Origin of the sequence: Faecalibacterium sp. IP-1-18, from assembly GCF_023347355.1 — a bacterium.
In the GTDB taxonomy this organism is placed as follows: Bacteria; Bacillota; Clostridia; order Oscillospirales; family Ruminococcaceae; genus Faecalibacterium; species Faecalibacterium prausnitzii.
On the sequence record NZ_CP094472.1, the window covers coordinates 2544243 to 2566165 of the forward strand.

Genomic DNA, 21923 nt, shown 5'->3' on the forward strand with positions numbered 1-21923 from the left:
CTCCTTTACATTGCCATGCCGCCGTCCACACAGAGCACCTGCCCGGTGAGATAGCTGCTTTGTTCTGCGGCAAAAAACGCCACTGCCTGTGCCACATCCTCCGGCTGGCCTGCGCGGCCCGCGGGGATGCCCTGCGTCATGCCGGTGCGCACCGCCTCCGGCAGCACGGCAGTCATGTCGGTGTCGATAAAGCCGGGTGCTACCGCGTTCACGGTCACGTTCCGCGCGGCCAGTTCCCGGGCAAGGCTCTTGGTCAGGCCGATGAGCCCCGCCTTGCTGGCGGCGTAGTTGGTCTGCCCGGCGTTGCCCCGCAGCGCCACCACGCTGGAAAGGTTCACGATGCGGCCATAGCGCTGGCGCACCATGCGGCGGGCGGCCTCCTTGCAGCAGAGAAAGGCGCTTTTCAGGTTGGTGTCCAGCACCGCTTCAAAATCCTGCTCGGTCAAGCGCAAAATCAGGTTGTCCCGGGTGATGCCCGCGTTGTTCACCAGCACATCCACCCGGCCAAAGGCCTCTGCAGCGGCATCGAACAGCGCCTTGCAGCCCTCGGCGGTGGATACATCCGCCTGCACGGTCACCGCCTGCACGCCCTCGGCGCGGCAGAGCGCTGCCGTCTGCTCCGCAGGCTCTGCGCCGTGGCAGTAATTCACCACCACATTGCAGCCCTGCTTTGCCAGTGCCACGCACACTGCGCGGCCAATGCCCCGGCTGCCGCCGGTAACAATGGCGGCGCGGGTCAGCTTTTCTTCACTCATTCTGCATCCTTCCATGCGGTCAGCACTGCATCCAGCTGTTCCGGGGTCTCCACTGCGGTGCAGACCACCCCGGGCAGGGTCTTTTTCACAAAGCCGCTCAGGGCGTTGCCGGGGCCGACTTCCAGAATGTGGTCCACACCCAGCTCGCCCAGACGGCGCAAAGTGTCCTCCATGTAGACGCTGCTCTGCACCTGCTTTACCAGCAGCTGCGGGATGCTGTCGGTCTCGGCCTTTTCATGCCCCAGACAGTTGAACAGCACCGGCGTCTCCATGGTGCCGAAGTTTTCGCCCGCAAAGCGCTGTGCCAGCGCATCCCCTGCGGGAGCCATCAGCTTTGTGTGGAAGGGGCCGCTGACCTTCAGCGGGATGCAGCGGCGGGCACCGGCTTCCTTTGCCAGCGCGGCAGCCTGCTCCACAGCGGCCTTTTCGCCGCCGATGACCAGCTGCCCAGGGCAGTTGTAGTTGCAGATCTGCACACAGCCCGTCTCCGCCGCCTGTTCGCAGCAGGCAGACAGTTTTTCTCTGTCCAGCCCCAGCACGGCGGTCATGCCGCAGGCAAGGCCCTTTGCGGCCTCCGCCATGGCCTTGCCCCGGAAGGCGGTCAGCTCGATGGCCTGCTTTGCGGTGAACACCCCGGCTGCCTGCAGCGCGGAGTATTCGCCCAGCGAAAGCCCCGCAAGATAGGCGGGCTTTACGCCCTTTTCGGCCAGCACAGCGGTCACGCCGCAGGCAAAGGCCACCATGCAGGGCTGGGTGTATTCGGTCTGGTTCAAAACGCCGTCCGGGTCCTCAAAACAGACGCGGTGCAGATCAAAATCCAGCGCTGCGCTGTCAAAGGCCGCCCGGAAGGCGGGAGATGCTTCGTAAAATTCCTTGCCCATGCCGGGGTGCTGCGCACCCTGACCGGCGTAAAGTACGGCAAGCTTCATAAGTTCTGCCTCCATTCGGTCACAAGTTCGTCCATCAGCTCGCACACGGTGCGCATCCGGTCCAGCCTGCCCACGTTTTCGCCGCAGAAGAAGAGCCCTTCCTCCACGTTGCCCTTCACCGCCTCGATGAGGGCGTGGGTGATGCAGTAGGGCACGGCAGCGGGGTCGCAGGTCTTAAGACACCGGGCGCAGTGCTTGGGCGGGAAGCGTTTGCCCTCGGCCAGCGCCTGCACCAGCGGGGTGTTCAGGGCGCGGCCGGGCATTCCCACCGGGCTGTGGATGATGCGCACATCCTCCGGCTTTGCCGCCAGCAGCACGTCCTTGTAGGTCTGGGAGGCATCGCACTCGTAGGTGGGGATAAAGCGGGTGGCAAGCTGCACGCCCGCAGCGCCAAGCTTTGTAAAGTGTGCCATGTCGGCACCGGTGTACACGCCGCCCGCCACGAATACCGGGATGGCGTGGCCGTATTGCTCCTCGTAGGGATTTACCTCGGCCAGCACCCCGGGCAGAATTTCGTCCAAGGTCTGGCAGCGGTCTGCCAGCAGGTCCTCCTCGGCAAAGCCGAGATGCCCGCCCGCCTTGCAGCCCTCGATGACCACAAAATCGGCGGTGCGGTCAAAGCCCTTTGCCCAGCGGCGCAGGATGAGCTTTGCCGCCCGGGCGCTGGATACGATGGGCGCAATGGCCACCTCTTTGGTGCCCACGATACCCGGCAGTTCCAGCGGCAGACCCGCACCGGAGACCACGGCATCCACCCCCGCCGCTACGGCGGTGCGGATAGCCTCGACATAGTCCCGGGTGGCTACCATGGCGTTGATAGCTACCAGACCCACGCCCCCGGCAATGGCCTTGGCTTTTTGAATTTCTGCGGTCAGGGCACGGTGGTTTGCTGCCGCCGGGTCACGGGCAAAATCCGGCTCGCGGTAGCCTGCATCGGCGGTGGAGATGCACCCCATGCCGCCGCAGGCTGCTACCGCACCGGCCAGCCCGCCCAGCGAGACGCCTACGCCCATGCCGCCCTGCAAAATGGGTACTTGCAGGGGCTTGCCGCCAAGGGTCAGCATTCGGTGTTCAGCGCGGCGATGCGCTGCCTCCCGCCCTGCCACAGGTCGGCAAGGATGTCCGCCACGGGGCGCACCTCGTGCAGCATTCCGGCTACCTGACCGGCCATCAGGCTGCCGCTTACCGTGTCGCCCTCAAAGACGGCACGGCGCAGGCTGCCCAGCGTGTATTTTTCCAGTTCCATCTTATCCGCGCCCGCCTTTTCCTGACGGACATACTCCCGGCTCATGCGGTTTTTCAGCACACGCACCGGTGCACCCACGGTGCGTCCGGTGACGATGGTGTCACTGTCCCCGGCTTTGAGCAGCGCGGCCTTGTAGTTGGGGTGAATGGGGCACTCCTCGCTTGCCAGCAGGCAGGTGCCCACCTGCACACCGCAGGCGCCCAGTGCCAGCGCAGCCGCCAGCTGACGGCCATCGGCAATGCCGCCTGCGGCGATGACCGGCACGCTGACCGCGTCCACCACCTGCGGCACCAGTGCCATGGTGGTCATCTCGCCCACATGGCCGCCGCTCTCGGTGCCCTCGGCAATGACGGCGTCAATGCCCAGCGGCTCCAAATGCCGTGCCAGCACGGCAGCAGCCACCACCGGGATCACCTTGATACCGGCAGCTTTCCACATGGAAACGTATTTTCCCGGGTTGCCTGCGCCGGTGGTGACCACGGCGACTTTTTCCTCCACCACGATCTGGGCAAACTCATCTGCCTGCGGGTGCATGAGCATGATGTTTACACCAAAGGGCTTGTCGGTCAGCTCCCGGCAGCGGCGGATGTTCTGGCGCAGGGTATCGGCATTCATGCCGCCCGCACCGATGATGCCCAGTGCACCGGCGTTGGAGCAGGCGGCGGCAAACTCGCCGGTGGCAATGTTGGCCATGCCGCCCTGAATGATGGGGTATTTCGTCCCCAGGATCTCGTTTAAAAGTTTCATGGTCTTTATCCTTTATATTCCACGATCATGCCGCCCCATGTCAGGCCGCCGCCGAAGCCGATGCAGGCAAGGGTCTGACCGGGGAGCAGCTGGCCGCTTTCAGCCAGCTCGTTCAGCGCCACCGGGATGCTGGCAGCACTGGTGTTGCCGTGGCGGTCCATGTTTTTGTAGAACTTTGCACCATCGGCGTGCAGCGCCTTGACGCAGTGGTCGATGATGCGGCTGTTGGCCTGATGACAGACCACCCAGTCCAGATTGTCCAGCGTAAGGCCGGTCTCGTCCAGCACGGTGTGCAGGCATTTGGGCAGGGCATCCACTGCAAAACGGAACACTGCCCTGCCGTCCATGCTGATGGGTGCCGAGCCTGCGCGGCTGGGGCCGCCGGCATGGATGGCGGCATCGCCCCGGGCACCCAGCGTGATGGCAAAGGGCGCGGAGGTGTCGGTCAGTTCAAACACTGCCGCACCGGCACCATCGCCAAACAGCACACAGGTGGAGCGGTCGGCGGGGTCCATCAGACGGGAAAGTGCTTCCGTGCCGATGACCAGCGCGTACCGCCCGCCCAGCGTAGCCAGCAGGCCGCGCGCCACCGCCGTTCCATACAAAAAGCCGGAGCAGGCGGCGTTTACATCCAGTGCGGGGCGGTTTTCCGGCAGTGCCAGCGCCGCCTGCACCTGACAGGCCACGCTTGGGGTGGCGTCCGGTGCGGAAAGGGTGGCGCAGACGCAGCAGGCAATGTCTGCCGGAGCAAGACCGCTGCGCTGCAGCGCCTGCTTTGCGGCAGCAATGGCCAGTGTAGCGGCGTTTTCGCCCTCGGTGCAGTAGTGCCGGGTGCGGATGCCGGTGCGGGTGGTGATCCACTCGTCGCTGGTATCCACGGTGCGGCTCAGCTCTTCGTTGGTGACCGTGCGGCCGGGCAAAGCCCCGCCGGTGGCGATCAGACGCAAACCCTTCATGCTTTCCTCATTTCTCCGATCTGACGGAATTTCTGGTAGCGCTGCTCGGCCAGCTGACGGCCGTTCATGCGGGCAAGGCTGCGCAGCTGCCGCTGCAGTGCCTCGTCCAGATTGCCGAACAGTACCCCGTGGGCGCGCTGTGCGCCGCCCACCGGCTCCGGGATGATCTCCTCCACGATGCCGTCCTTGTACAGATCCTGTGCGGTCAGCTTCATGATCTCGCAGGCTTCGCCGCTGCGGGAGGAATCCTTCCACAGGATGCTGGCAAAGCCTTCGGGGCTCAGCACCGAGTAGACGGCGTTTTCCAGCATGAGGATGCGGTTTGCCACACCCAGCGCCAGCGCGCCGCCGGAAGAGCCTTCGCCGGTGACCACTGCGATCACCGGCACAGTCAGGCCGCTCATCTCCATCAGGTTGCGGGCGATGGCCTCGCCCTGTCCGCGCTCCTCGGCGTCCTTGCCGGGGTATGCGCCCGGCGTGTCGATGAAGGTGATGATGGGACGGTCAAATTTTTCCGCCTGCTTCATCAGGCGCAGGGCCTTGCGGTAGCCCTCCGGCCCGGGCATACCGAAGTTGCAGCGCAGGTTTTCCTCCAGCGTGCTGCCCTTGCGGTGGCCGATGACCGTGACCGGTTGGCCGTGGAACAGCGCCACACCGCCCAGAATGGCGGCATCTTCCTTGCACTGACGGTCGCCGCACTGCTCAAAGAAGTCGGTGAACAGTGCATCCACGATCTCGTCGATGTGGGGGCGCTCCGGGTGGCGTGCCAGAAAGACCCTGTCCTCTGCGGTCAGTGCCCCGCAGCCGGACAGCAAAGCGTCCTCCTGCGCGGAAAGCTCTGCCAGCTCGGCAGCGTGGTTGGTGATATCGGTCATGTTCTCGTCCGCCGGGTCGCCGCGCAGGGCGGCGATCTTTTCATCCAGCGGTGCGAGCTGTTGTAAGATGTCCTTGATCATAAGGCGCTTCCTCCTCAGGCGTGCAGACGCAGCAGCTGCGCCAGTGTTTCGCGCATTTCGGTACGGGGCACTACCTTGTCCACAAAGCCGTGCTCGTATTGGAACTCGCTGCGCTGGAAGCCTGCGGGCAGCTTTTCGCCGATGGTCTGTTCAATGACCCGGGGCCCCGCAAAGCCGATCAGCGCCCCGGGCTCTGCCAGCATAATATCGCCAAGGCTGGCAAAGCTGGCAGTCACGCCGCCGGTGGTGGGGTGGGTCAGCACGCTGATGTATAGCCCGCCCCGGGCGGAGAACCGCTCGATGGCGGCAGAGGTCTTTGCCATCTGCATCAGGCTGAAAATGCCCTCCTGCATCCGGGCGCCGCCGCTGGCCGAGAAGATGATCAGCGGCAGGTGCTTTGCGGTGGCGTGCTCCACGGCGCGGGTGATCTTTTCGCCCACAGTGGTGCTCATGCTGCCCATAAAGAACCGGCTGTCCAGCACTGCCACTACCACCGGGGTGCCCTCGATGCGCCCCGTGGCGGTGATGACAGCTTCCTTCAAGCCGGTCTTGCCTGTCTGTGCTTCCAGCTTTTCCGGGTAGCCGGGAAACTGCAGCACATCCTGCGGGGCAAGGTCGGCATCCAGTTCCCGGAAGCTGCCCTTATCAAGGATGAGGCTCAGGCGGTAGTACCCGCCGATGGGCAGGTGCACCCCGCAGTTGGGGCAGACGTACTGCGCCTTGTTCCAGATCTGGCGGGTGGCGCGGCGTCCGCACTTTTTGCATTCCACGAACTGCGGGTCGTTCCACACGGCACCCGCATCCCGCCGGGCCTTCAGCTGGAAGGTGCGCTCCCGCATGCTGCCCGGCAGCAGGTCTTTGATACTGTTCATCTCGTTTCGCCTCGGTCAGCCTCAGACATGGGCATTGATGTAGTTGAAGATATCGCCCACGGTCTTGAGGTTTGCCAGCTCCTCATCGGGGATGGACACGCCGCAGGCCTCTTCCAGTGCCATGTTCAGCTCCACAGCGTCTAGGCTGTCGGCCTCCAGATCCTCGGTCAGGCTGGCCTCCATGGTCACCTTGTCCTCATCGCAGCTCAGGGTATCGACAACGATCTTCTTCATTTCCTCGAAAGTCATGGTAGTATTCTCCTTTATGTTTACTGTTTGTGTTTAATTATTTACCTAAAATTTATGAGGTATCGAACACGACCATTATAATCAAACCGTTGGATAAGTCAATGGTTTTAGTTAAATATTTTTATCTTTTACATTTCTGTCACAGTTTGCTTCCTCTTTATATAGGGGCTCCCACAGACGCAAAAAAGCCGCTGCACAGTACTTTGTGCAGCGGCCTTTCCCGCAATAATAATATTTCTTATTCCAGTCCGATCTGCTGGGCGTATTCTTCCAGCAGTTCCCGCTCAAGGAAGGGGGTCTTGACGCCCTCGCGGTCGCGGTAGGTCTCGTGTCCCTTGCCGATGACGGCGATCAGGTCGCCCTCCTGTGCGTGATCCACTGCGTAGTGCAGCGCGTCCAGACGGTCGGGGATTTCCACGAACTTTGCGTCCGGGTTGCCCTTGTTCATGCCCTCGCGGATATCCGCAATAATGTCCTCTACCTTTTCAAAGCGGTTGTTGTCCTCGGTGAGGATGGAGAAATCGGCCATCTTGGCGCAGATCTCGCCCATGCCGTAGCGGCGCAGCTTGGAGCGGTTGCCGCCGCAGCCAAACACCACCACCAGACGGTGGGGCTTGTAGGCGCGCAGGGTGGTAAGCAGGCTCTCGGTGGATACCTCGTTGTGGGCATAGTCCAGCAGGATGGTGAACTTTTTGCTGATGGGCACCAGCTCCACACGGCCCTTCACCACGCACTTGCCCAGACCATCGTGGATGGCGGCATCCGGCAGACCCAGCACCTTGCCCACGGCCAGCGCTGCCAGCGCGTTGTACACGCTGAACTCGCCGGGCATATTCACCTTGACGTCCATCTCGTCCTTGCCGGTAACGTGGAAGGCAACGCCCAGAAAATCGTGGGTGCGCAGCAGCTCGTAGCCGGTCTCGCGGTAGTCGGCCTTTTCATCGCGGCCATAGGTGACCAGCTTGCAGGTATGGCCTTCCAGCAGGGCGGCGGTGTTCTCGTCGTCAATGTTCACCACGCCCACATCGCAACGCTTGAACAGCTGTCCCTTCCAGCTGCGGTACTCCTCAAAGGTCTTGTGCTCGCCGGGGCCGATGTGATCCGGCGAAAGGTTGGTGAACACACCCACATCGTAGTGCACGCCCGCCACGCGGTCCATCATCAGGCCCTGACTGGATACCTCCATCAGCGCGGTATCGCAGCCGGCATCCAGAAACTCCCGGAAGGTCTTTTGCAGCTCGTAGCTTTCCGGGGTGGTGTTGGCGGTGTCCTTGTGGCGTCCCATATAGTAGATGCCGTTGGTGCCGATCATGCCCACCTTGCGGCCTGCGGCCTCCAGCACGCTTTTGATCATGTGGGTGGTAGTGGTCTTGCCCTTGGTGCCGGTGACGCCGATCATGGTCATCTGGCGGGCAGGGTTGCCGAAGAGGTTGGCGCTCATCAACGCCATGGCATAGCGGCTGCTCTCCACCTTGACCACGGTCACCCCGGGCAGGGTAGAAAGGTCGATATCGTGCTGGATGACCAGCGCGCTGATTCCCTTGGCGGCGCAGTCAGCGGCAAACGCGTGGCTGTCCCGTTGGGTGCCCACGATACACACGAACAAAAGCCCCGGGGCAGCCTTGCGGCTGTCGTAGATGATATCTGCGATCTCAGTATCCAGACTGCCCTGCACAAGGGTAAAGGGCACGCCTTCCATCAGTTGTTCCAGCTTCATACAGTCTCCTCCAAAGAGCTTCTTTACATGGGGTTTTCTTCTTCGTTGGCCGTCATGCGGTCAGGGTGGGTCAGGGGCAGCTGCTCGGTGTCCGTTTCAGCCGCCGGTTCGGTGGTGTCGGCAGTATCCGTGCTTTCTGCACTGTCGGTGCTGTCGGCGGTGTCCTCTGCCGGGGCGGGTTCCTCAGCCTTGGGCGGCACCACATAGCCGGAGGGCAGGGTGGGCTCGCCCTGTGCAAAATAGATCTTACGTGTGCTGCTGGCGCTGGTATGGCTGAAATCCAGCCGCCCGGTGTCGGTGGGGCCGCAGCCCTTGCCGTCGGCGTTGGTCAGTACATAGCGGGCGCGATCCAGCTTATAATCCAGATCGTTCAGCGTGCCCAGCAGCACGCTGATGCGATCCTGATACAAAAATGCGAGCTGCTCGGTGTCTGCCACTTCCAGCCGTGTCACGTCCTGCGACAGGCCGTATTCCTCCAGCTTGCTGCGCAGTGTGCGCAGCGCTTCCATACGGTCGTTCTCTGTGCTCACCGTGCTTTCACTCTCGGCGGTTTCCGACCCGGAGGCGCTTGCCGCGTCCGCATCGTCCACGAACCAGAAGCCCTGTCCCGGGGTGGTATCCTGCAGCTTGCCGCCGTACAGGGTGCAAAGTCCCTCAGGCTGGGTGCTTTCCTCGGACAAAATCTTCCATTTGTCCGAGATCACAAGCCACTTGCTGCCGTTTTGCACCGCGTAGGCGGGCACGGCCTCGGTCACCTGCACCACCACGGTGTTGGGGTAGTCCCGGATCACCTTGATGGAGCCCAGCAGCGGGAAGTTCTGCTCCAGCACCGCGGCCTTTTCGCCGGGCTCAAAGCTGAAGATGTTTTCCTCCAGCTGCACGCCCATCCGCTGCAAAATGCTGTCTGCGGAGTAGCCCGCGATCTCGGTCACCTGCTTGCCGTCCGGGGTCTGCACCTGAATGGAGTTGATGCGGAACAGCATGGTCATGGTCAGGTAGATGCCCGCGCCAATGACGCACAGCAGCATGGCAAAGGCGGTCAGACGGCGTAGTATCCGTCGACGGCGCAGCGTGGCGCGGGTCACCTTGCGCTTTTTGCGCATTTCCCGCCGGGCAGGGCTTTGCTGCGGGGCGCTTTGGCTGCCTGCCGGGTGCTGCCGGTTCGGGCGGTTTTGCGCGTTCTGGTTTTTCCGGCTGCTCTGCCCGCTGCGGGCATTGTTTGCCGGGCGGCGCTGCTTGCCGCCGGACTTTGCGTTTTTTGGTCTGCTGCCCGCCGGGCGGTTACCGGCGGGGTACTGGGTGGTATTGCTCCCCTGCCCCTGCGCCGGGCGGCGGGGCTGGGATTGGGTGGGGAACTGGATGCTGTTATCTGCCCGGGAGGAGCGCACACTGCCGTTGGCGCTGCGGGAGGGCGGGCGGCTGAGCGGCTCGCCGTTGTAGCCGTAGCGGCTGTTGCCGGTGCTCCGGGGTGTATTATGATTCTGCGAAGGCGCAGAGGTGCGCGCCACATCCCGGTTCAGGTCATAGGGTCTCGGGTTCCGGGGTCTGCCGTTGCGGTCACGGTTCTGCTGCATCGTTCGCACCTTCTTTCCTGTTTATTCCGGGGCTGCATCACGGGGTCTTTACCAGCTTGAGCAGCGCCGCAGTGATGCGGTCCAGACTGTCGTCCACAGACAGGCTGCGGGCGTTTTTGCCCATCTCGGCCAGCTTGCCGGGCTGTGCCAGCATGGCAGAAACAGTCTGCACCAGCTTTTCACCGGTCAGGTCTTTTTCTTCAATGACCACAGCCGCCCCGGCCTTCTGCAGTTCCATGGCGTTGTAGTACTGGTGGTTCTCCGCTACGTTGGGGCTGGGGATCAGCACAGCGGCGCGTCCCACAGCCTCCAGTTCGGCCAGCGTCAGCGCACCGGCGCGGCTGATAACGAGGTCTGCCGCAGCCAGCAGCTCCGGCATATTGTTGATGTATTCCTTTACCACAAGGCTGTCGCCGGGGGCAAAATCCTTCTGCTTTTGCAGCTGCTCAAACAGCTGCACGCCGTACTGGCCGGTGGCGTGCAGGTGCAGCACCGGCTTGTGCTCGTGCTGCTCCCAAGCGCACAGGTCTGCCACCACCTCGTTGACCCGGCGTGCGCCCAAGCTGCCGCCGAAGGACAGGATGACCGTGCGGTCGCCCGCACCCAGCTGTGCGCGGATGGCCTCGCGGTTGGCGGCCTGTGCAAACACCTCCGGCCGCACGGGGTTGCCCACCACAAGGGTCTTGTCCGGTGCGCCCAGCTTTTCCACGGCGGCGGGCACGGCGGCAAACACGATATCCACATCCGGAGCCAGCAGCTTATTGGTCACACCGGGGAAGGCATTCTGCTCGTGCAGGGCGGTGTGGATGCCCATTTTGGCGGCGCAGCGCACCACCGGGCCGGACACATAGCCGCCGCAGCCGATGACGAGATCTGGCTTTACTTCCTTCATCATGGCCTTGGCCTTGGGGCCGGAAAGCGCCAGATTCCACAGGGTAATGATGTTGCGCTTGATGTTGTGCAGGCTGAGCTTGCGTTGAAAACCGGTGATCTCGATGTGGTGGAAGGGGTAGCCCGCCTGTGTGACCAGACGGTACTCCATGCCCTCCTTACGGCCTGCAAAGTGGATCTCGGCGGTAGGGTCGGCCTTTTTCAGAGCACCGGCAATGGCCAGTGCAGGATTGATATGTCCGGCAGTGCCGCCGGCTGCGATGAGAACACGCATGGTGATTCCTCCTTATAAACGCCCGGCCTGCGGCCGGGCGGGCTTGCGGTTTGTTTTACTGTTCTGTACGGGCTGCGCGGGCAGAGGCCAGATCAATGGTCTTGCGTGCAAGTTCTGCTTCCCGCTCGGCGCGGGCGGCCTCCCGCTGGGCACGCATCTGCTCCCGCTGCTGCGCCGCCCGCTCGCCGTTGCGGCCAATGTTCACCATTACGCCCATCTCTGCCAGCAGCAGGATCAGGCTGGTACCGCCGGAGGAGAAGAAGGGCAGGCTGATGCCGGTGTTGGGCAGGGTATTGGTGACCACGGCGATGTTGCAGAACACCTGCCACGCGATCTGCGCCATGATGCCGATGCCTACCATGGTGCAGTACAGATTTTCCGCTTTATAGGCGATGAGCAGCCCCTGCACGATGAACAGCACGAACAGCACGATGATGAGCACCGCACCAATGAAGCCCAGTTCCTCGCACACCACGCTGAAAATGAAGTCGTTGGTGCTTTCCGGCAGCCAGAGCTGCTTTTCCACACTGTTGCCCAGCCCCAGTCCCTTCAGCCCGCCGGAGCCGATGGCGTAAAGGCTCTGCACGGTCTGGTCGGTCATCTTGCTCAGATCCTGCGTCCAGCCGTCCAGACGCTTTTGCAGGTAGGGGATGGAGTCCACATGGGAGAGCAGTGTTTCCAGCAGGGCGCCTGCCGTGATGGCACCCGCCCATGTCAGCACACCGCCGCTGCCGGACAACAGCAGGATGGTGCCCACCACCGCCACCGTCAGCACGATGCCGGACATATGCGGCTCCAGCGCCAGCAGGATGACCACCGGTATAAGGGGCAGCACCGGCACCACCAGCTGCTTCCACACCCGCACCCGCAGCCACTCCCGGGGGGTAAGCAGGATGCGGCGCTCCGGGTCCAGCCGCTCCACCTGCGGCGCTTTGGCCGCAAGATGGGAACTGAACAGGATCATCTCAAACTTTGCTACCTCCGAGGATTGCAGCGTAAGCCCGCCGAAGCGGATCCAGCGGCGGCAGCCGTTCAGGGGTGCCATGGTCAGGGTGACGGCCAGCATGGCCAGCACGATGATGTAGCCCGGCACCACCATCTTGCGCAAAAAGCGGTGGTCCACATAGCTCATAAGGAACATACAGCCCAGCCCGAGCATCATACACAGCGCCTGCTGTTTGATGTAGTGGAAGCTGTCGCCCATACGCAGGTAACCGGTGGTGTAGCTGGCGCTGAACAGCATCACCAGCCCAAAGATTATAATAACAGCCAGCGTAGCCAGCCAGTCGATCAGCAGCCGGGACCACGGGCCCGGATCTCGCTGGAACACCGACACCGGCGCTCTGTGTTTTTTGCGGATAGTCGCCATCTGCGCTCCCTTCCCTCTCTGTGCCCGGTCAGCACCAGCGCAGCAGCGCCAGCGCCAGCACATAGCCGACAGCGCTCAGCGCAAAGCTGCACAGAAACACCGTTTCCGGGCTCATTTTATGCTTTTTTACCCAGCAGCGCAAGGGCTTGCCGGTGCGCTTTGCACACAGCAGCTGCGCTGCCAAAAGACCGCCCGCCGCCCAGAAGGGCAGCGCCAGTGGCACAGTCAGGCTGGTCATGTCCAGACTGAGCGGGATGCAGCCGATGGCACCCGCTGCCAGCAGGCTGCCGCAGCAGCCCGCACCCAGCCTTGCCGGGGGAAATGCCCATAGCCCCAGTGCCACCAGTGCCCCGGCAAGCGCGGCGGGCAGCACCGCCAGCCCGGAAACGCCCAGACCGGCTTCTACCATCATCAACGCCAGCATGGCCACAAAGGCCGCACCGCACACCGCGCCCTCGTCCCGCTCGGCAATGCGGGCGCACTCGGCCAGTGCCACCATGAGCACCGCCCACAAAAAGGGCACGGCGCTGCCCAGCAGCACATACCCCGCCCCGGGCACGCCCAGCCCCCGGGGCAGACAGCCCGCTGCCCGCAGCAGCAAAAGGACGAAGGCCGCAGCCAGTGCTTCCAGCAAAAGCCGCACGTCCCGCCGCAGCCCCAGCGCCGCCGGGCTGCGCATCCGGGCAACATCTTCTGCAAGACCCACTGCCCCAAAGGCAAGGCTCCCAGCCAGCGCCGTGAGCAGCCGTGTCATCAACCGGCCTTCGCTGCCCAACAGCTCCGGCTGACCCACGCAGGCGGCAAGCCAGCCCACACCCACCGCAGCCACCGTACCCGCCGCCGCACACAGCCCGCCCCACAGCGGGGCGCGCAGAGGTGCAGGCCGGGGCTGCTCAGACTGTACCGGCTGCTGTTGTTGTTCGCGGCGTTCCAACACCCGCCGCAGCGGCACAAACAGGCTGCACAAAGCTGCCGTAAGGGCAAAGCCCAGCACCACCGCCGCTGCCAAGGCGAAACGCTCCATAGATCAGACACTCCATTTCGCCAAATAGTTATACTTCCGCTTCTTTATGCTCTGCGTAGAAGATATCCAGCACTTTTTCCAGTGCCATGCCGTGGCTGGCCTTTACCAGAACGGCATCGCCGGGCTGCACCCGGCTCAGCAGGGCATCGGCAGCCTCGCGGTAGCTGTCCGCGTGCAGGGTCTCTACCCCCTTGGCGGCAGCCACCACAGCGGTGCGCTTGGCCTGCTCGCCGTAAGTGATCAGGCAGTACAGCCCGCTCTCGGCGGCAAGGCGTCCCAGCTCCTCGTGTGCTTCGCGGCTCAGATCGCCCAGCTCCAGCATATCGCCCAGCAGGGCAAAGCGGCGCTTGCAGGGGAAGTCCTTGAACATCGCCAGCGCAGCCTTCATGCTGTCCGGGTTTGCGTTGTAGCAGTCCTCGATGACGGTCACGCCCTCGCTGTCCACCACCTTCTGGCGGCGTCCGGTCTGCTCAAAGTTGGAAAGGCCCCGGATGACCCTCTTGGCGTCACACCCCAGACGGGTGGCGGCGCAGTAGGCAGCCAGAGCGTTTGCCACATTATGGCGTCCCATGGCGGGGATGTTCACCACAAAGGTGCCGTGCTCCTGATCTTCCAGCACAAAGCTCATGCCGTCAGTCTCCTGCCGGATGGACAGGGCGCAGACATCGGCGTTCTCATCGCTCAGGCTGAACCACACCGGGCGCACATGGGCGGGGAGCACCGCCTTGCGCAGGAAGGGGTCATCGTAGTTCAGCACCAGCGGCGCACCCTCCGGCAGACCGTTGCAGATTTCCAGCTTTGCCTTGCAGATGTTCTCCTGACTGCCCAGATTGCCGATATGCGACACGCCGATGCAGGTGATGATGCCCACATCCGGCCGTGCTGCCCGCGCCAGACGGTCGATCTCGCCGGCGTGGCTCATGCCCATCTCGATGACCGCGTACTCGGTGCTGCTTTCCAGCCGCATCAGGGTGCGGGGCATGCCCAGCTCATTGTTCTGGTTGCCCTCGGTCTTGATGGTCTCGCCAAAGCCGCACAGAGCGGCGTAGGTCATCTGCTTGGTGGTGGTCTTGCCCACACTGCCGGTCACACCCACCATTTTGGGGTGGTACTGGCTGCGGTAGTTTGCGCCCATCACCATCATGGCGTGGTAGCTGTCCGGGCAAAGGATGGCCTTTTCTTCTGGCACACCGGACACGGGATGGTTGACCACCACATACTCCGCGCCCTGCTCCAGCGCACGGGCGGCGAAATCATGGCCGTCGAACCGCTCGCCGGGGAAGGCCACAAAAATGCAGCCGGGCTTTACCTCGCGGCTGTCGGTGGTGACCAGTGCCACCTCCGGGTCACTGGTCAGTTTTCCGGCAGGCACCAGCCCTGCCAGAAGCTTGCTTGCATGGATCTTTTCCATTGTTCTATCCCCTCTCTATATTGATAAAAGCTCTCAATCCATACGATTGTTATCAACTGAATTTCTTGCTATTTTTAAGCGGGCTCGCCCTCTCCGTCACCTACGGTGACACCTCTCCCAAAGGGAGAGGCCTTGGCAAAAAGATGAAGTTTGCGTGGACTGCCAAGGGCTCCCACTTTGGGGGAGCTGGCGCGTAAGCGCCTGAGAGGGCGAGGCCGTTGCCCTGCGCAACAAGCCTTTGCAACGTGTCACTTTTACCCACAGGTCAGGGTGATGATGGTGCCGCGCTGCACACTGGAGCCGGGCTCGGCGCTTTGTGCCTGCACCGTGCCGCTGCCTTCCACCACGCAGTTCAGCCCAGCGGCGCTCAGCATCTGGCGGGCAAAGTCCGGGCTCTTGCCTGTCACATCCGGCACCTCGGTGCGGCTGCCCTCGTAGGTATCGGTATACAGGTAGATGGTGGTGCCGTAGGGCACCTTTGCGCCCGCGTGGGGGTACTGGTAGGTGACCGGGGCAGCGGACTGGCTGCTCTGGCTCTCCTGCAATTGATGCTTTAAGCCCTGAATGTTCAGGCTTACCTGCGCGTTGCTCCACTCGGTGCCCACAAGGTTCGGCACAGTGACGATGGTGCCGCTGCGGTCCTCGCCATCGGTGGCGATGCCCAGATAGGGAGCCACCTCACTGATGATATTGCCCGCCACAGGGGCTGCAAGGATGGAGGAGTAGTCCGTCTGTGCGTTGTTGGGGTCGTCCAGCATGACGTAGACCAGAATTTCCGGGTCGTTGGCGGGCAGCACTGCCACGAAGGAAGCCACCTTTTTATAGTCGCCGTCGGCGCGGCGGTGCATATTCAGCTGCTCGGAGGTACCGGACTTGCCGCCGATGCGGTAGCCGGACACATAGGCGTTTTTGCCGCCGCCGGTGCCGTTGCCCACCTCGTACTCCATCATCTCCCGGATGACCTCGCTGGCGCTCTGACTGATGACCTGACGGCGCACGTTTGCGCCGAGCTCCTGAATGACGTTGCCGTTGGCATCGGTGATCTTATCCACCACATGGGGGGTGACCAGATACCCGCCGTTGACGGTGGCCGCAATGGCGGTGCACATCTGCAGCGGGGTGATGGCCATGGCCTGACCGAAGGAGGAGGACGCCAGCTGCACCTCGCCCAGCTGGTCGGCGCGGTAGTACTGCATAAAGTTGGTCTCGCTGGGCAGGTCCACGCCGGTGCGGGCGGTAAAGCCGAAGGCATCGAAGTAGTTATAGAACTGCTGCGAGCCGACACGCTGCCCCAGCTGGATGTAGTAGATGTTGCAGCTCTTGCGCAGCGCCTCGGCCATATTGAGCAGGCCGTGCGCCTTGCGTCCGGCGCAGTGGTAGGTCTCCTTGGCAACACCGTACGCGCCGGAGCAGGTAAAGGTGGTGTTCATGGTCGCCACGCCGGAGTCGATGCCCATGGCAGAGGTGATGACCTTGAACACAGAGCCGGGGTAGTACAGCTCGGTGATGGTCTTGTTCTTCCACAGGATATCCCGGTAGTAGCCGGAATAGTCCGCTTCCTCGTCCAGAATTTTGTTGCCCTGTTCATCGGTGATGTAGTTGCCGTCGGCATCCTTTTTATAGATGCCGTAAAGCTCCGGCTCTGCGTGCACCAGCTCGTTGAGATAAGCCTCGTTGGCGGTGTAGTTCAGCGGGTCGTTGGGGTCAAAGTCCGGCTTGGAGGCCATGGCAAGGATGGCACCGGTCTTGACGTCCATTACAATGGCGCAGCCGCGGTTTTCCACCGTATTGGCTGCAATGGCTTCGTTCAGGTACCGCTCCGCGATCTCCTGCACATTCACATCCAGCGACAGCACCAGATTGGAGCCGTCCTTGGCGGCAAAGGTGGTAGCGTTGGCGTCTGCAATGGCGTTGCCCACCGCGTTGCGCTGGGTGATGGTGCGGCCATCTACACCGGCCAAGGTGGACTGGTAGGATTTTTCCAGTCCGTAGGTGCCGACGCCGTCCGCGTCCGTAAAGCCCAGCACCGCTGCGGCAAAAGCGCCGTAGGGGTAGTTGCGCTGAAAGCTCTTTTCCGAGGACACTGAGATGCGCCCCTTGCGGGAGGTGTCGGTGGCCTTTTTGTGCGCCTTGTTGAAGCTGGTGACGTACTTTTCAATGGAAAGCTTCACCGCGTTGTTCACCTTGGTGGCAAGGGTGACGTAGGCGGAATCCAGCCGGGAAAGTGCATCGTAAACGGTCTGGTACTGCTGCTGGTACTCTGCCGAGGAAGTGTCCACGCTGTCCAAGCTTTCGCCGTCTCCGGAGAGCAGACGCAACGTCAGCTCCCGGCTCACCTCGGCACACATGGCGGGGTCCAGCGTTTTGGTCACGGTGTCGTCATCGTTGGTCTTGCTGGTATAAAGGATGCTGCTGTAACTGGGGTCTGCCCAGATGGTCCACACCACGCTGGTGGAAGCAAGGGTGATGCCGGAAGCATCGTAGATCTCACCGCGGGTGGCCTTGATGGTGGTATCCAGCAGCTGCTGCTGGGCGGCGTACTGGCGGTACTCTGCCCCGTGGACGATCTGGATATTATACAGGCTGCGGATGACGATGGCGGCTGCCACCACCACCGCAAGGATGCCCAGACGGCTGCAAATCCGCCGCACCCGGCTGTCCAGCCGGTCCCGGCCGGAAGCCGGACGCAGGCGGTAACCCCTGCTTTTTTTGTTACGGAAAGGTTCTTGCATTGGTTTTCTCCTGCGGGGCGTGCACTGCATTCCGCACGCCCTGCGCTGTTATTTGTTCAGACTGCGGTGTCCATAAACCGAAAAAAGCGTGCGCCGCCGCACGCTTTTTCCGTTTATCTCACGGTGCCCAGAATGTTCACCGCACCGGTGTACAAAAAGTCGGTCCATTGCCGCACGGTGGACTCCCGGCGCACCAGTGCGCCGCTCTCGCCCAGGCGGATGTAGGTGATCTGGCTGGGGTCTACTTTCATCAGACCCAGCCGCCCTGCGGTCTCCTCCACGCTGGCAATGTTGGTCTTGCTGTTCAGGGTGCTGTTGTAGTAGGTATACTGGCTCTGCTCGCTGACCAGCTGCGCTTTTGCGTCCTGGATCTGGTCGTTCAGCTCCACCAGCTGTGCCTCGCTCCACAGCAGACTGATGGCAAAACCCACCAGCAGTGCTGCCGCCACCAGATTCATGGCGTTATGTACGGCGGCCTGCAGCGGGTTCAACCGCCGCTTGCCGCCCTTTGCTACCCGCAGGTTTGCTTTGCGCTGCGGCTGCGGCGCCCTGCGGCGGCGCGCCGCGTTACGATCGTATGCTGGCTGACCCATGGTTCCTCTCCTCCTCATGATGCCGGTGCTTCCGGCATCTCAGCATTTTTCCAGTACACGCAGGTGGGCAGAACGGCTGCGCCGGTTCTCCTCCAGCTCCTGCGTATCAGCTTCAATGGGTTTGCGGGTGATAAGCTTTGCCTTTGCCTTGCCGCCGCATACACACACCGGAAACTCCGGCGGGCAGGTGCAGGCCGTGGACCAGCGGCGGAACTTGTTCTTGACCAGCCGGTCCTCCAGAGAGTGGAAGGTGATCACGCACAACCGGCCGCCCGGTGCAAGGTGATCGAAAATGGTATCCAAGCCCTCTTCCAGCGCATCCAGTTCGTGGTTCACTGCAATGCGCAGCGCCTGAAAGGTGCGGCGGGAAGGGTTCTTGTTTTTGCGGCGCTCTGCCGGGGGCATCGCGCTTGCTACGGTATCTGCCAGCTGCAGGGTGGTCAGGATAGGAGCAGTTTCCCGCGCCTCCACGATCTTTCCTGCGATCTGCCATGCGTAGGGTTCCTCGCCGTAATCCCGCAGGATGCGGGCAAGCTCCTCGCGGCTTTCGGTGTTCACAAGGTCTGCTGCAGTCTCGCCCTGCTGGCTCATGCGCATATCCAGCGGTGCGTCTGCCCGGTAGGAAAAGCCCCGGGCGGCATCGTCCAGCTGGTGGCTGGAAACGCCAAGATCCAGCAGTGCACCGTTGATCTTTTCAATGCCCAGCTGCTCCAGCGCCTGCCCCGCATAGCGGAAATTGATCTGCACCACGGTGGCAGGCAGCCCGGCAAGGCGGGAGCGCGCGGTCTGCACCGCGTCCGGATCCTGATCCAGCGAGATGAGTCTGCCGCCCTTGGCGGCATCCAGCCGCAAAGCGATCTGGCGGGAATGTCCCGCGCCGCCGGCGGTGCCGTCCAGATAGGTGCCCGCCGGGTCGATGGCAAGCCCCGTCAGGCACTCGTTCAGCAAAACGGGGATATGCTCAAACGAGGCCGGGTCAAAGGGCTGCTGTTCTTCAAAGGCCATTGGCACGGCCTCCTTTCTCGGTTTAATTTTTTGCATCAGAGGTGCAGCTTGCGCAGCTGCTCGGCGCGCTGGTCGTTGGTCACGGCGGCGCGGCGGGCGTTCCAGACCTCGGTGGCCCAGATCTCGGCGTGGTTGCGGTTGCCGATGATGGTCACGTTCTTTTCCAGCCCGGCGTAGGCGCGCAGCTCTGCGGGCAGCAGGATGCGTCCCTGCTTGTCCGGCACCACCTCGCAGGCGGTGCTGAACAGATCGCCGGAGATCGCCCAGCTGTCCATCAGTTCATCGCTTTCCAGCTTGTCCGCCAGCCGCTGGACTTCCTCCATGGGCAGTGCGAACAGGCAGCTGTCCACCCATTCCAGCACCACGAAACTCTCGCCCATGGCGTCGCGGAATTTTGCGGGGAAGTTCAGCCGCCCCTTGGCGTCGATAGTGTAATCATAACGGCCAAAAAACACGCGCTGTTCCCCCTTTCAGGGGCGTTTTCAGGGCATGCGCCCTACTTTTACCCACTTTGCCCCACTGACACATCTTTATTGTAGCAAATCAAGTTCGTGAATGCAAGGGTTTTTGGGCGGCTTTTTGCCGCAAAAATCCACAAAAAAAGTCCCTGTGAGCCGTCATTTTTGCTCGCAGGGACTTCGTTTTCCGCAATCTGTGGAATTTGTGTGGAAAGTTGACCGTTATCAGCCGTTTTTCTTGGCGTTCTGGCGCAGGCTGGCACGGATATTTTTGACCTGTGCAGCGTTTTCCACCATGGTGTCCTCGGTGGTGCGCAGCATATTCTCGCAGTAGTCGGTCACGGTCTGGCGCAGGGTGCGCGCCTCGGTCTGGGCTGCGGAGGTGATCTCAGAAGCGCGCTGCTGGGCGGCCTTGACGATCTCGGCGTCGCTGACCAGAATACGGGCGCGTTCCTCGGCCTTTTTCACAATGGCCTGTGCCTGTGCGTTGGCGCTGTCCACGATCTGCGCCCGGTCGTTCACGATCTGCTGCGCCTGCCGCAGCTCGCCGGGCAATGCCGCCCGCACCTCGTCCAGATAATCCCGGATCTGCTCCACATCCACGATGCGCTTGCCGCCGGAAAGGGGCACGTTTGCGCTCTCTTCCAGTGCATCCTCAATGGTATCCAAAAGCTCGTTCACGTTCATAAGGCTTCTCCCTCCTGCCCAGCGGCGGACTGCATGGGCTTTGTGTACTTCCACAGCAGCACCTTGCCGTATTTATACTGTTTCTGCAGGGTCAGACTGCCCGCCTGCGCGGGCAGCACGATGCCTGTTTCGCTCTCGCACAGCACGATGCCGCCGGGGGCAACGCACTTTTCCACGGCGGGCAGGATCTTTTCCAGCGTGCCGCCACGGAAGGGCGGGTCCAGCAGCACCAGATCGAACTGCTCCCGGCAGGCCGACAAGAACCGCGCAGCCTCGCCAATATTCACCCGGCTGCGGTCGAACACGCCGCAGGCCTTGCAGTTGCGCATCACGATGCTTACGGCCTCCCGGTTCTCGTCCAGAAAGACGCACCGGGCCGCACCCCGGCTGAGCGCCTCGATGCCCAGCTGGCCGCTGCCGGCATACAGATCCAGCACCCGGGCCCCGGGCAGGTCGAACTGTACGATGCTGAACATCGCCTCCTTCACCTGCGAGAGGGTGGGGCGGGTGACATCGGTGCCGGGCAGTGCTTCCAGCCTGCGGCCCCGGGCTTCTCCTGCGATCACGCGCATGATGTTACCTCCTTGCCGTAGCTGCCGCCCCCGCGGCAGCCGGTTTGAACTCTTTCGTATCCTTTATTATCTCCCAACTGCATAGCATTGTCAAGAGCCCGCATTGCGCTGCGGGCGGCTTTGTGCTACAATCATAGCAGCAATATTGCGCATTTTACGGCGCATTTCAGCAAAGGAGAGTATACAGCATGAAAGTTCTGCTCATCAACGGCAGCCCCCACGAGAAGGGCTGCACCTACACCGCCCTTTCCCTCATCGCCGGGGAACTGAAGGCACAGGGCATCGAGACCGAGATTTTGCACGTCGGCGGCCAGCCCGTGGGCGGCTGCATCGGCTGCGGCGGCTGCCGCAGCGGCAATGGATGCGTGTTCGGCGGCGTGGTCAACGAGGCCATCGAGAAGGCAAAGACCGCCGACGCCTTTGTGTTCGGCAGCCCGGTGCACTACGCCTCTGCTGCGGGCAACATGGCCAGCTTTATGGACCGTCTGGCCTACGCGGGCGGCAAGTATCTGGCCTACAAGCCTGCCGCCGTCTGCTGCTCTGCCCGCCGCGCCGGTACCACCTCCACCCTTGACCAGCTGGTCAAATACCCCCAGTTCTTCCACATGCCGCTGGTCAACGGCTCCTACTGGGCCATGGTGCACGGCTCCAACCCCGAGCAGGTGCTGCAGGACGCCGAGGGCTGCGCCGTGATGCAGGAACTGGGCCGCAACATGGCATGGCTGCTGCGCTGCATCGAGGCCGGTAAGGCCGCAGGCATCGACCACCCGCAGAACCCGCCCCGCCCCATGACCAACTTTATCCGCTGAGGCAGGAATAAATTTGGAGCCCCGGAACGCCGCTGGCGTTCCGGGGCTCCATTTCTATGGGCGATTTTATACAATTTTTCCAAGCATTTCTTGGGAA

General features: G+C 62.6%; 21 protein-coding genes. 1 reads left to right on the top strand and 20 read right to left on the bottom strand.

Translation table 11 applies throughout. The features are described from left to right. Window positions 1–5 precede the first annotated feature (5 nt). The 20 genes from fabG to rsmD form a co-directional block, all read right to left on the bottom strand. Window positions 6–755, bottom strand: coding sequence for a 3-oxoacyl-[acyl-carrier-protein] reductase (gene fabG / locus MTP43_RS12115; RefSeq protein WP_117526405.1), 750 nt, complete (start codon window positions 753–755; stop codon window positions 6–8). After that, entirely contained in the window at window positions 752–1684 is a 933-nt protein-coding gene (fabD, locus tag MTP43_RS12120) for an ACP S-malonyltransferase (protein ID WP_097783120.1), read from the bottom strand. The genes fabG and fabD overlap by 4 nt, the downstream gene beginning before the upstream one ends. After that, window positions 1681–2748, bottom strand: a complete 1068-nt coding sequence (locus MTP43_RS12125; protein ID WP_117526404.1) for an NAD(P)H-dependent flavin oxidoreductase — start codon at window positions 2746–2748, stop codon at window positions 1681–1683. Before MTP43_RS12125 ends, fabD begins: the two co-directional genes overlap by 4 nt. After that, window positions 2742–3677: a nitronate monooxygenase gene (locus MTP43_RS12130; RefSeq protein ID WP_015537414.1), complete on the bottom strand. Its 936-nt coding sequence runs from the start codon at window positions 3675–3677 to the stop codon at window positions 2742–2744. The genes MTP43_RS12125 and MTP43_RS12130 overlap by 7 nt, the downstream gene beginning before the upstream one ends. A gap of 5 nt (window positions 3678–3682) precedes the next feature. After that, window positions 3683–4633 carry a beta-ketoacyl-ACP synthase 3 gene (locus MTP43_RS12135; protein ID WP_097785518.1) on the bottom strand — a complete coding sequence of 317 codons (951 nt, stop codon included), beginning with the start codon at window positions 4631–4633 and terminating at the stop codon, window positions 3683–3685. Beyond that, window positions 4630–5589, bottom strand: a complete 960-nt coding sequence (locus MTP43_RS12140; protein WP_015537412.1) for an acetyl-CoA carboxylase carboxyltransferase subunit alpha — start codon at window positions 5587–5589, stop codon at window positions 4630–4632. Before MTP43_RS12140 ends, MTP43_RS12135 begins: the two co-directional genes overlap by 4 nt. 14 nt (window positions 5590–5603) lie before the next feature. Then, entirely contained in the window at window positions 5604–6461 is an 858-nt protein-coding gene (accD, locus tag MTP43_RS12145; protein WP_005921023.1) for an acetyl-CoA carboxylase, carboxyltransferase subunit beta, read from the bottom strand. 21 nt (window positions 6462–6482) lie between these two features. Next, on the bottom strand, window positions 6483–6710 hold the full coding sequence (acpP, locus tag MTP43_RS12150) for an acyl carrier protein (protein WP_015537410.1): 228 nt from the start codon (window positions 6708–6710) through the stop codon (window positions 6483–6485). 238 nt (window positions 6711–6948) lie between these two features. Continuing rightward, complete coding sequence (locus MTP43_RS12155; protein ID WP_223450850.1) at window positions 6949–8427, bottom strand: UDP-N-acetylmuramoyl-L-alanyl-D-glutamate--2,6-diaminopimelate ligase; 1479 nt, start codon at window positions 8425–8427, stop codon at window positions 6949–6951. A 23-nt stretch (window positions 8428–8450) separates the two neighbouring features. After that, window positions 8451–10001, bottom strand: coding sequence for a cell division protein FtsQ/DivIB (locus tag MTP43_RS12160; RefSeq protein ID WP_113620779.1), 1551 nt, complete (start codon window positions 9999–10001; stop codon window positions 8451–8453). Between the two features lie 37 nt (window positions 10002–10038). Next, the gene (murG, locus tag MTP43_RS12165; RefSeq protein WP_113620778.1) at window positions 10039–11166 is read right to left on the bottom strand and encodes an undecaprenyldiphospho-muramoylpentapeptide beta-N-acetylglucosaminyltransferase; all 1128 of its coding nucleotides are present in this window, start codon (window positions 11164–11166) and stop codon (window positions 10039–10041) included. Between the two features lie 55 nt (window positions 11167–11221). After that, window positions 11222–12535, bottom strand: a complete 1314-nt coding sequence (locus MTP43_RS12170; protein ID WP_113620777.1) for an FtsW/RodA/SpoVE family cell cycle protein — start codon at window positions 12533–12535, stop codon at window positions 11222–11224. Between the two features lie 28 nt (window positions 12536–12563). Further along, a complete protein-coding gene (locus MTP43_RS12175; RefSeq protein WP_113620776.1) occupies window positions 12564–13559 on the bottom strand; it encodes a glycosyl transferase family 4 in 996 nt (331 codons plus the stop codon). 28 nt (window positions 13560–13587) lie between these two features. Further along, on the bottom strand, window positions 13588–14970 hold the full coding sequence (locus tag MTP43_RS12180) for a UDP-N-acetylmuramoyl-tripeptide--D-alanyl-D-alanine ligase (protein WP_113620775.1): 1383 nt from the start codon (window positions 14968–14970) through the stop codon (window positions 13588–13590). 254 nt (window positions 14971–15224) lie between these two features. Then, the gene (locus MTP43_RS12185; RefSeq protein ID WP_113620774.1) at window positions 15225–17702 is read right to left on the bottom strand and encodes a PASTA domain-containing penicillin-binding protein; all 2478 of its coding nucleotides are present in this window, start codon (window positions 17700–17702) and stop codon (window positions 15225–15227) included. 113 nt (window positions 17703–17815) lie between these two features. Beyond that, on the bottom strand, window positions 17816–18295 hold the full coding sequence (locus MTP43_RS12190; protein WP_112090810.1) for a cell division protein FtsL: 480 nt from the start codon (window positions 18293–18295) through the stop codon (window positions 17816–17818). A 39-nt stretch (window positions 18296–18334) separates the two neighbouring features. Then, window positions 18335–19300, bottom strand: coding sequence for a 16S rRNA (cytosine(1402)-N(4))-methyltransferase RsmH (gene rsmH / locus MTP43_RS12195; RefSeq protein ID WP_113620773.1), 966 nt, complete (start codon window positions 19298–19300; stop codon window positions 18335–18337). Window positions 19301–19335: 35 nt separating this feature from the next. Further along, window positions 19336–19755 (bottom strand): division/cell wall cluster transcriptional repressor MraZ, encoded by a 420-nt coding sequence (gene mraZ, locus MTP43_RS12200; protein WP_113620772.1) that lies wholly within the window; start codon window positions 19753–19755, stop codon window positions 19336–19338. 228 nt (window positions 19756–19983) lie between these two features. After that, window positions 19984–20445, bottom strand: coding sequence for an ATPase (locus MTP43_RS12205; RefSeq protein WP_112120924.1), 462 nt, complete (start codon window positions 20443–20445; stop codon window positions 19984–19986). After that, on the bottom strand, window positions 20442–21017 hold the full coding sequence (rsmD, locus tag MTP43_RS12210) for a 16S rRNA (guanine(966)-N(2))-methyltransferase RsmD (RefSeq protein ID WP_097785508.1): 576 nt from the start codon (window positions 21015–21017) through the stop codon (window positions 20442–20444). The genes MTP43_RS12205 and rsmD overlap by 4 nt, the downstream gene beginning before the upstream one ends. Before the next feature lie 188 nt (window positions 21018–21205). Between rsmD and MTP43_RS12215 the strand changes: the two genes are divergently transcribed. Further along, window positions 21206–21826 carry a flavodoxin family protein gene (locus MTP43_RS12215; RefSeq protein WP_112120923.1) on the top strand — a complete coding sequence of 207 codons (621 nt, stop codon included), beginning with the start codon at window positions 21206–21208 and terminating at the stop codon, window positions 21824–21826. Window positions 21827–21923 lie beyond the last annotated feature (97 nt).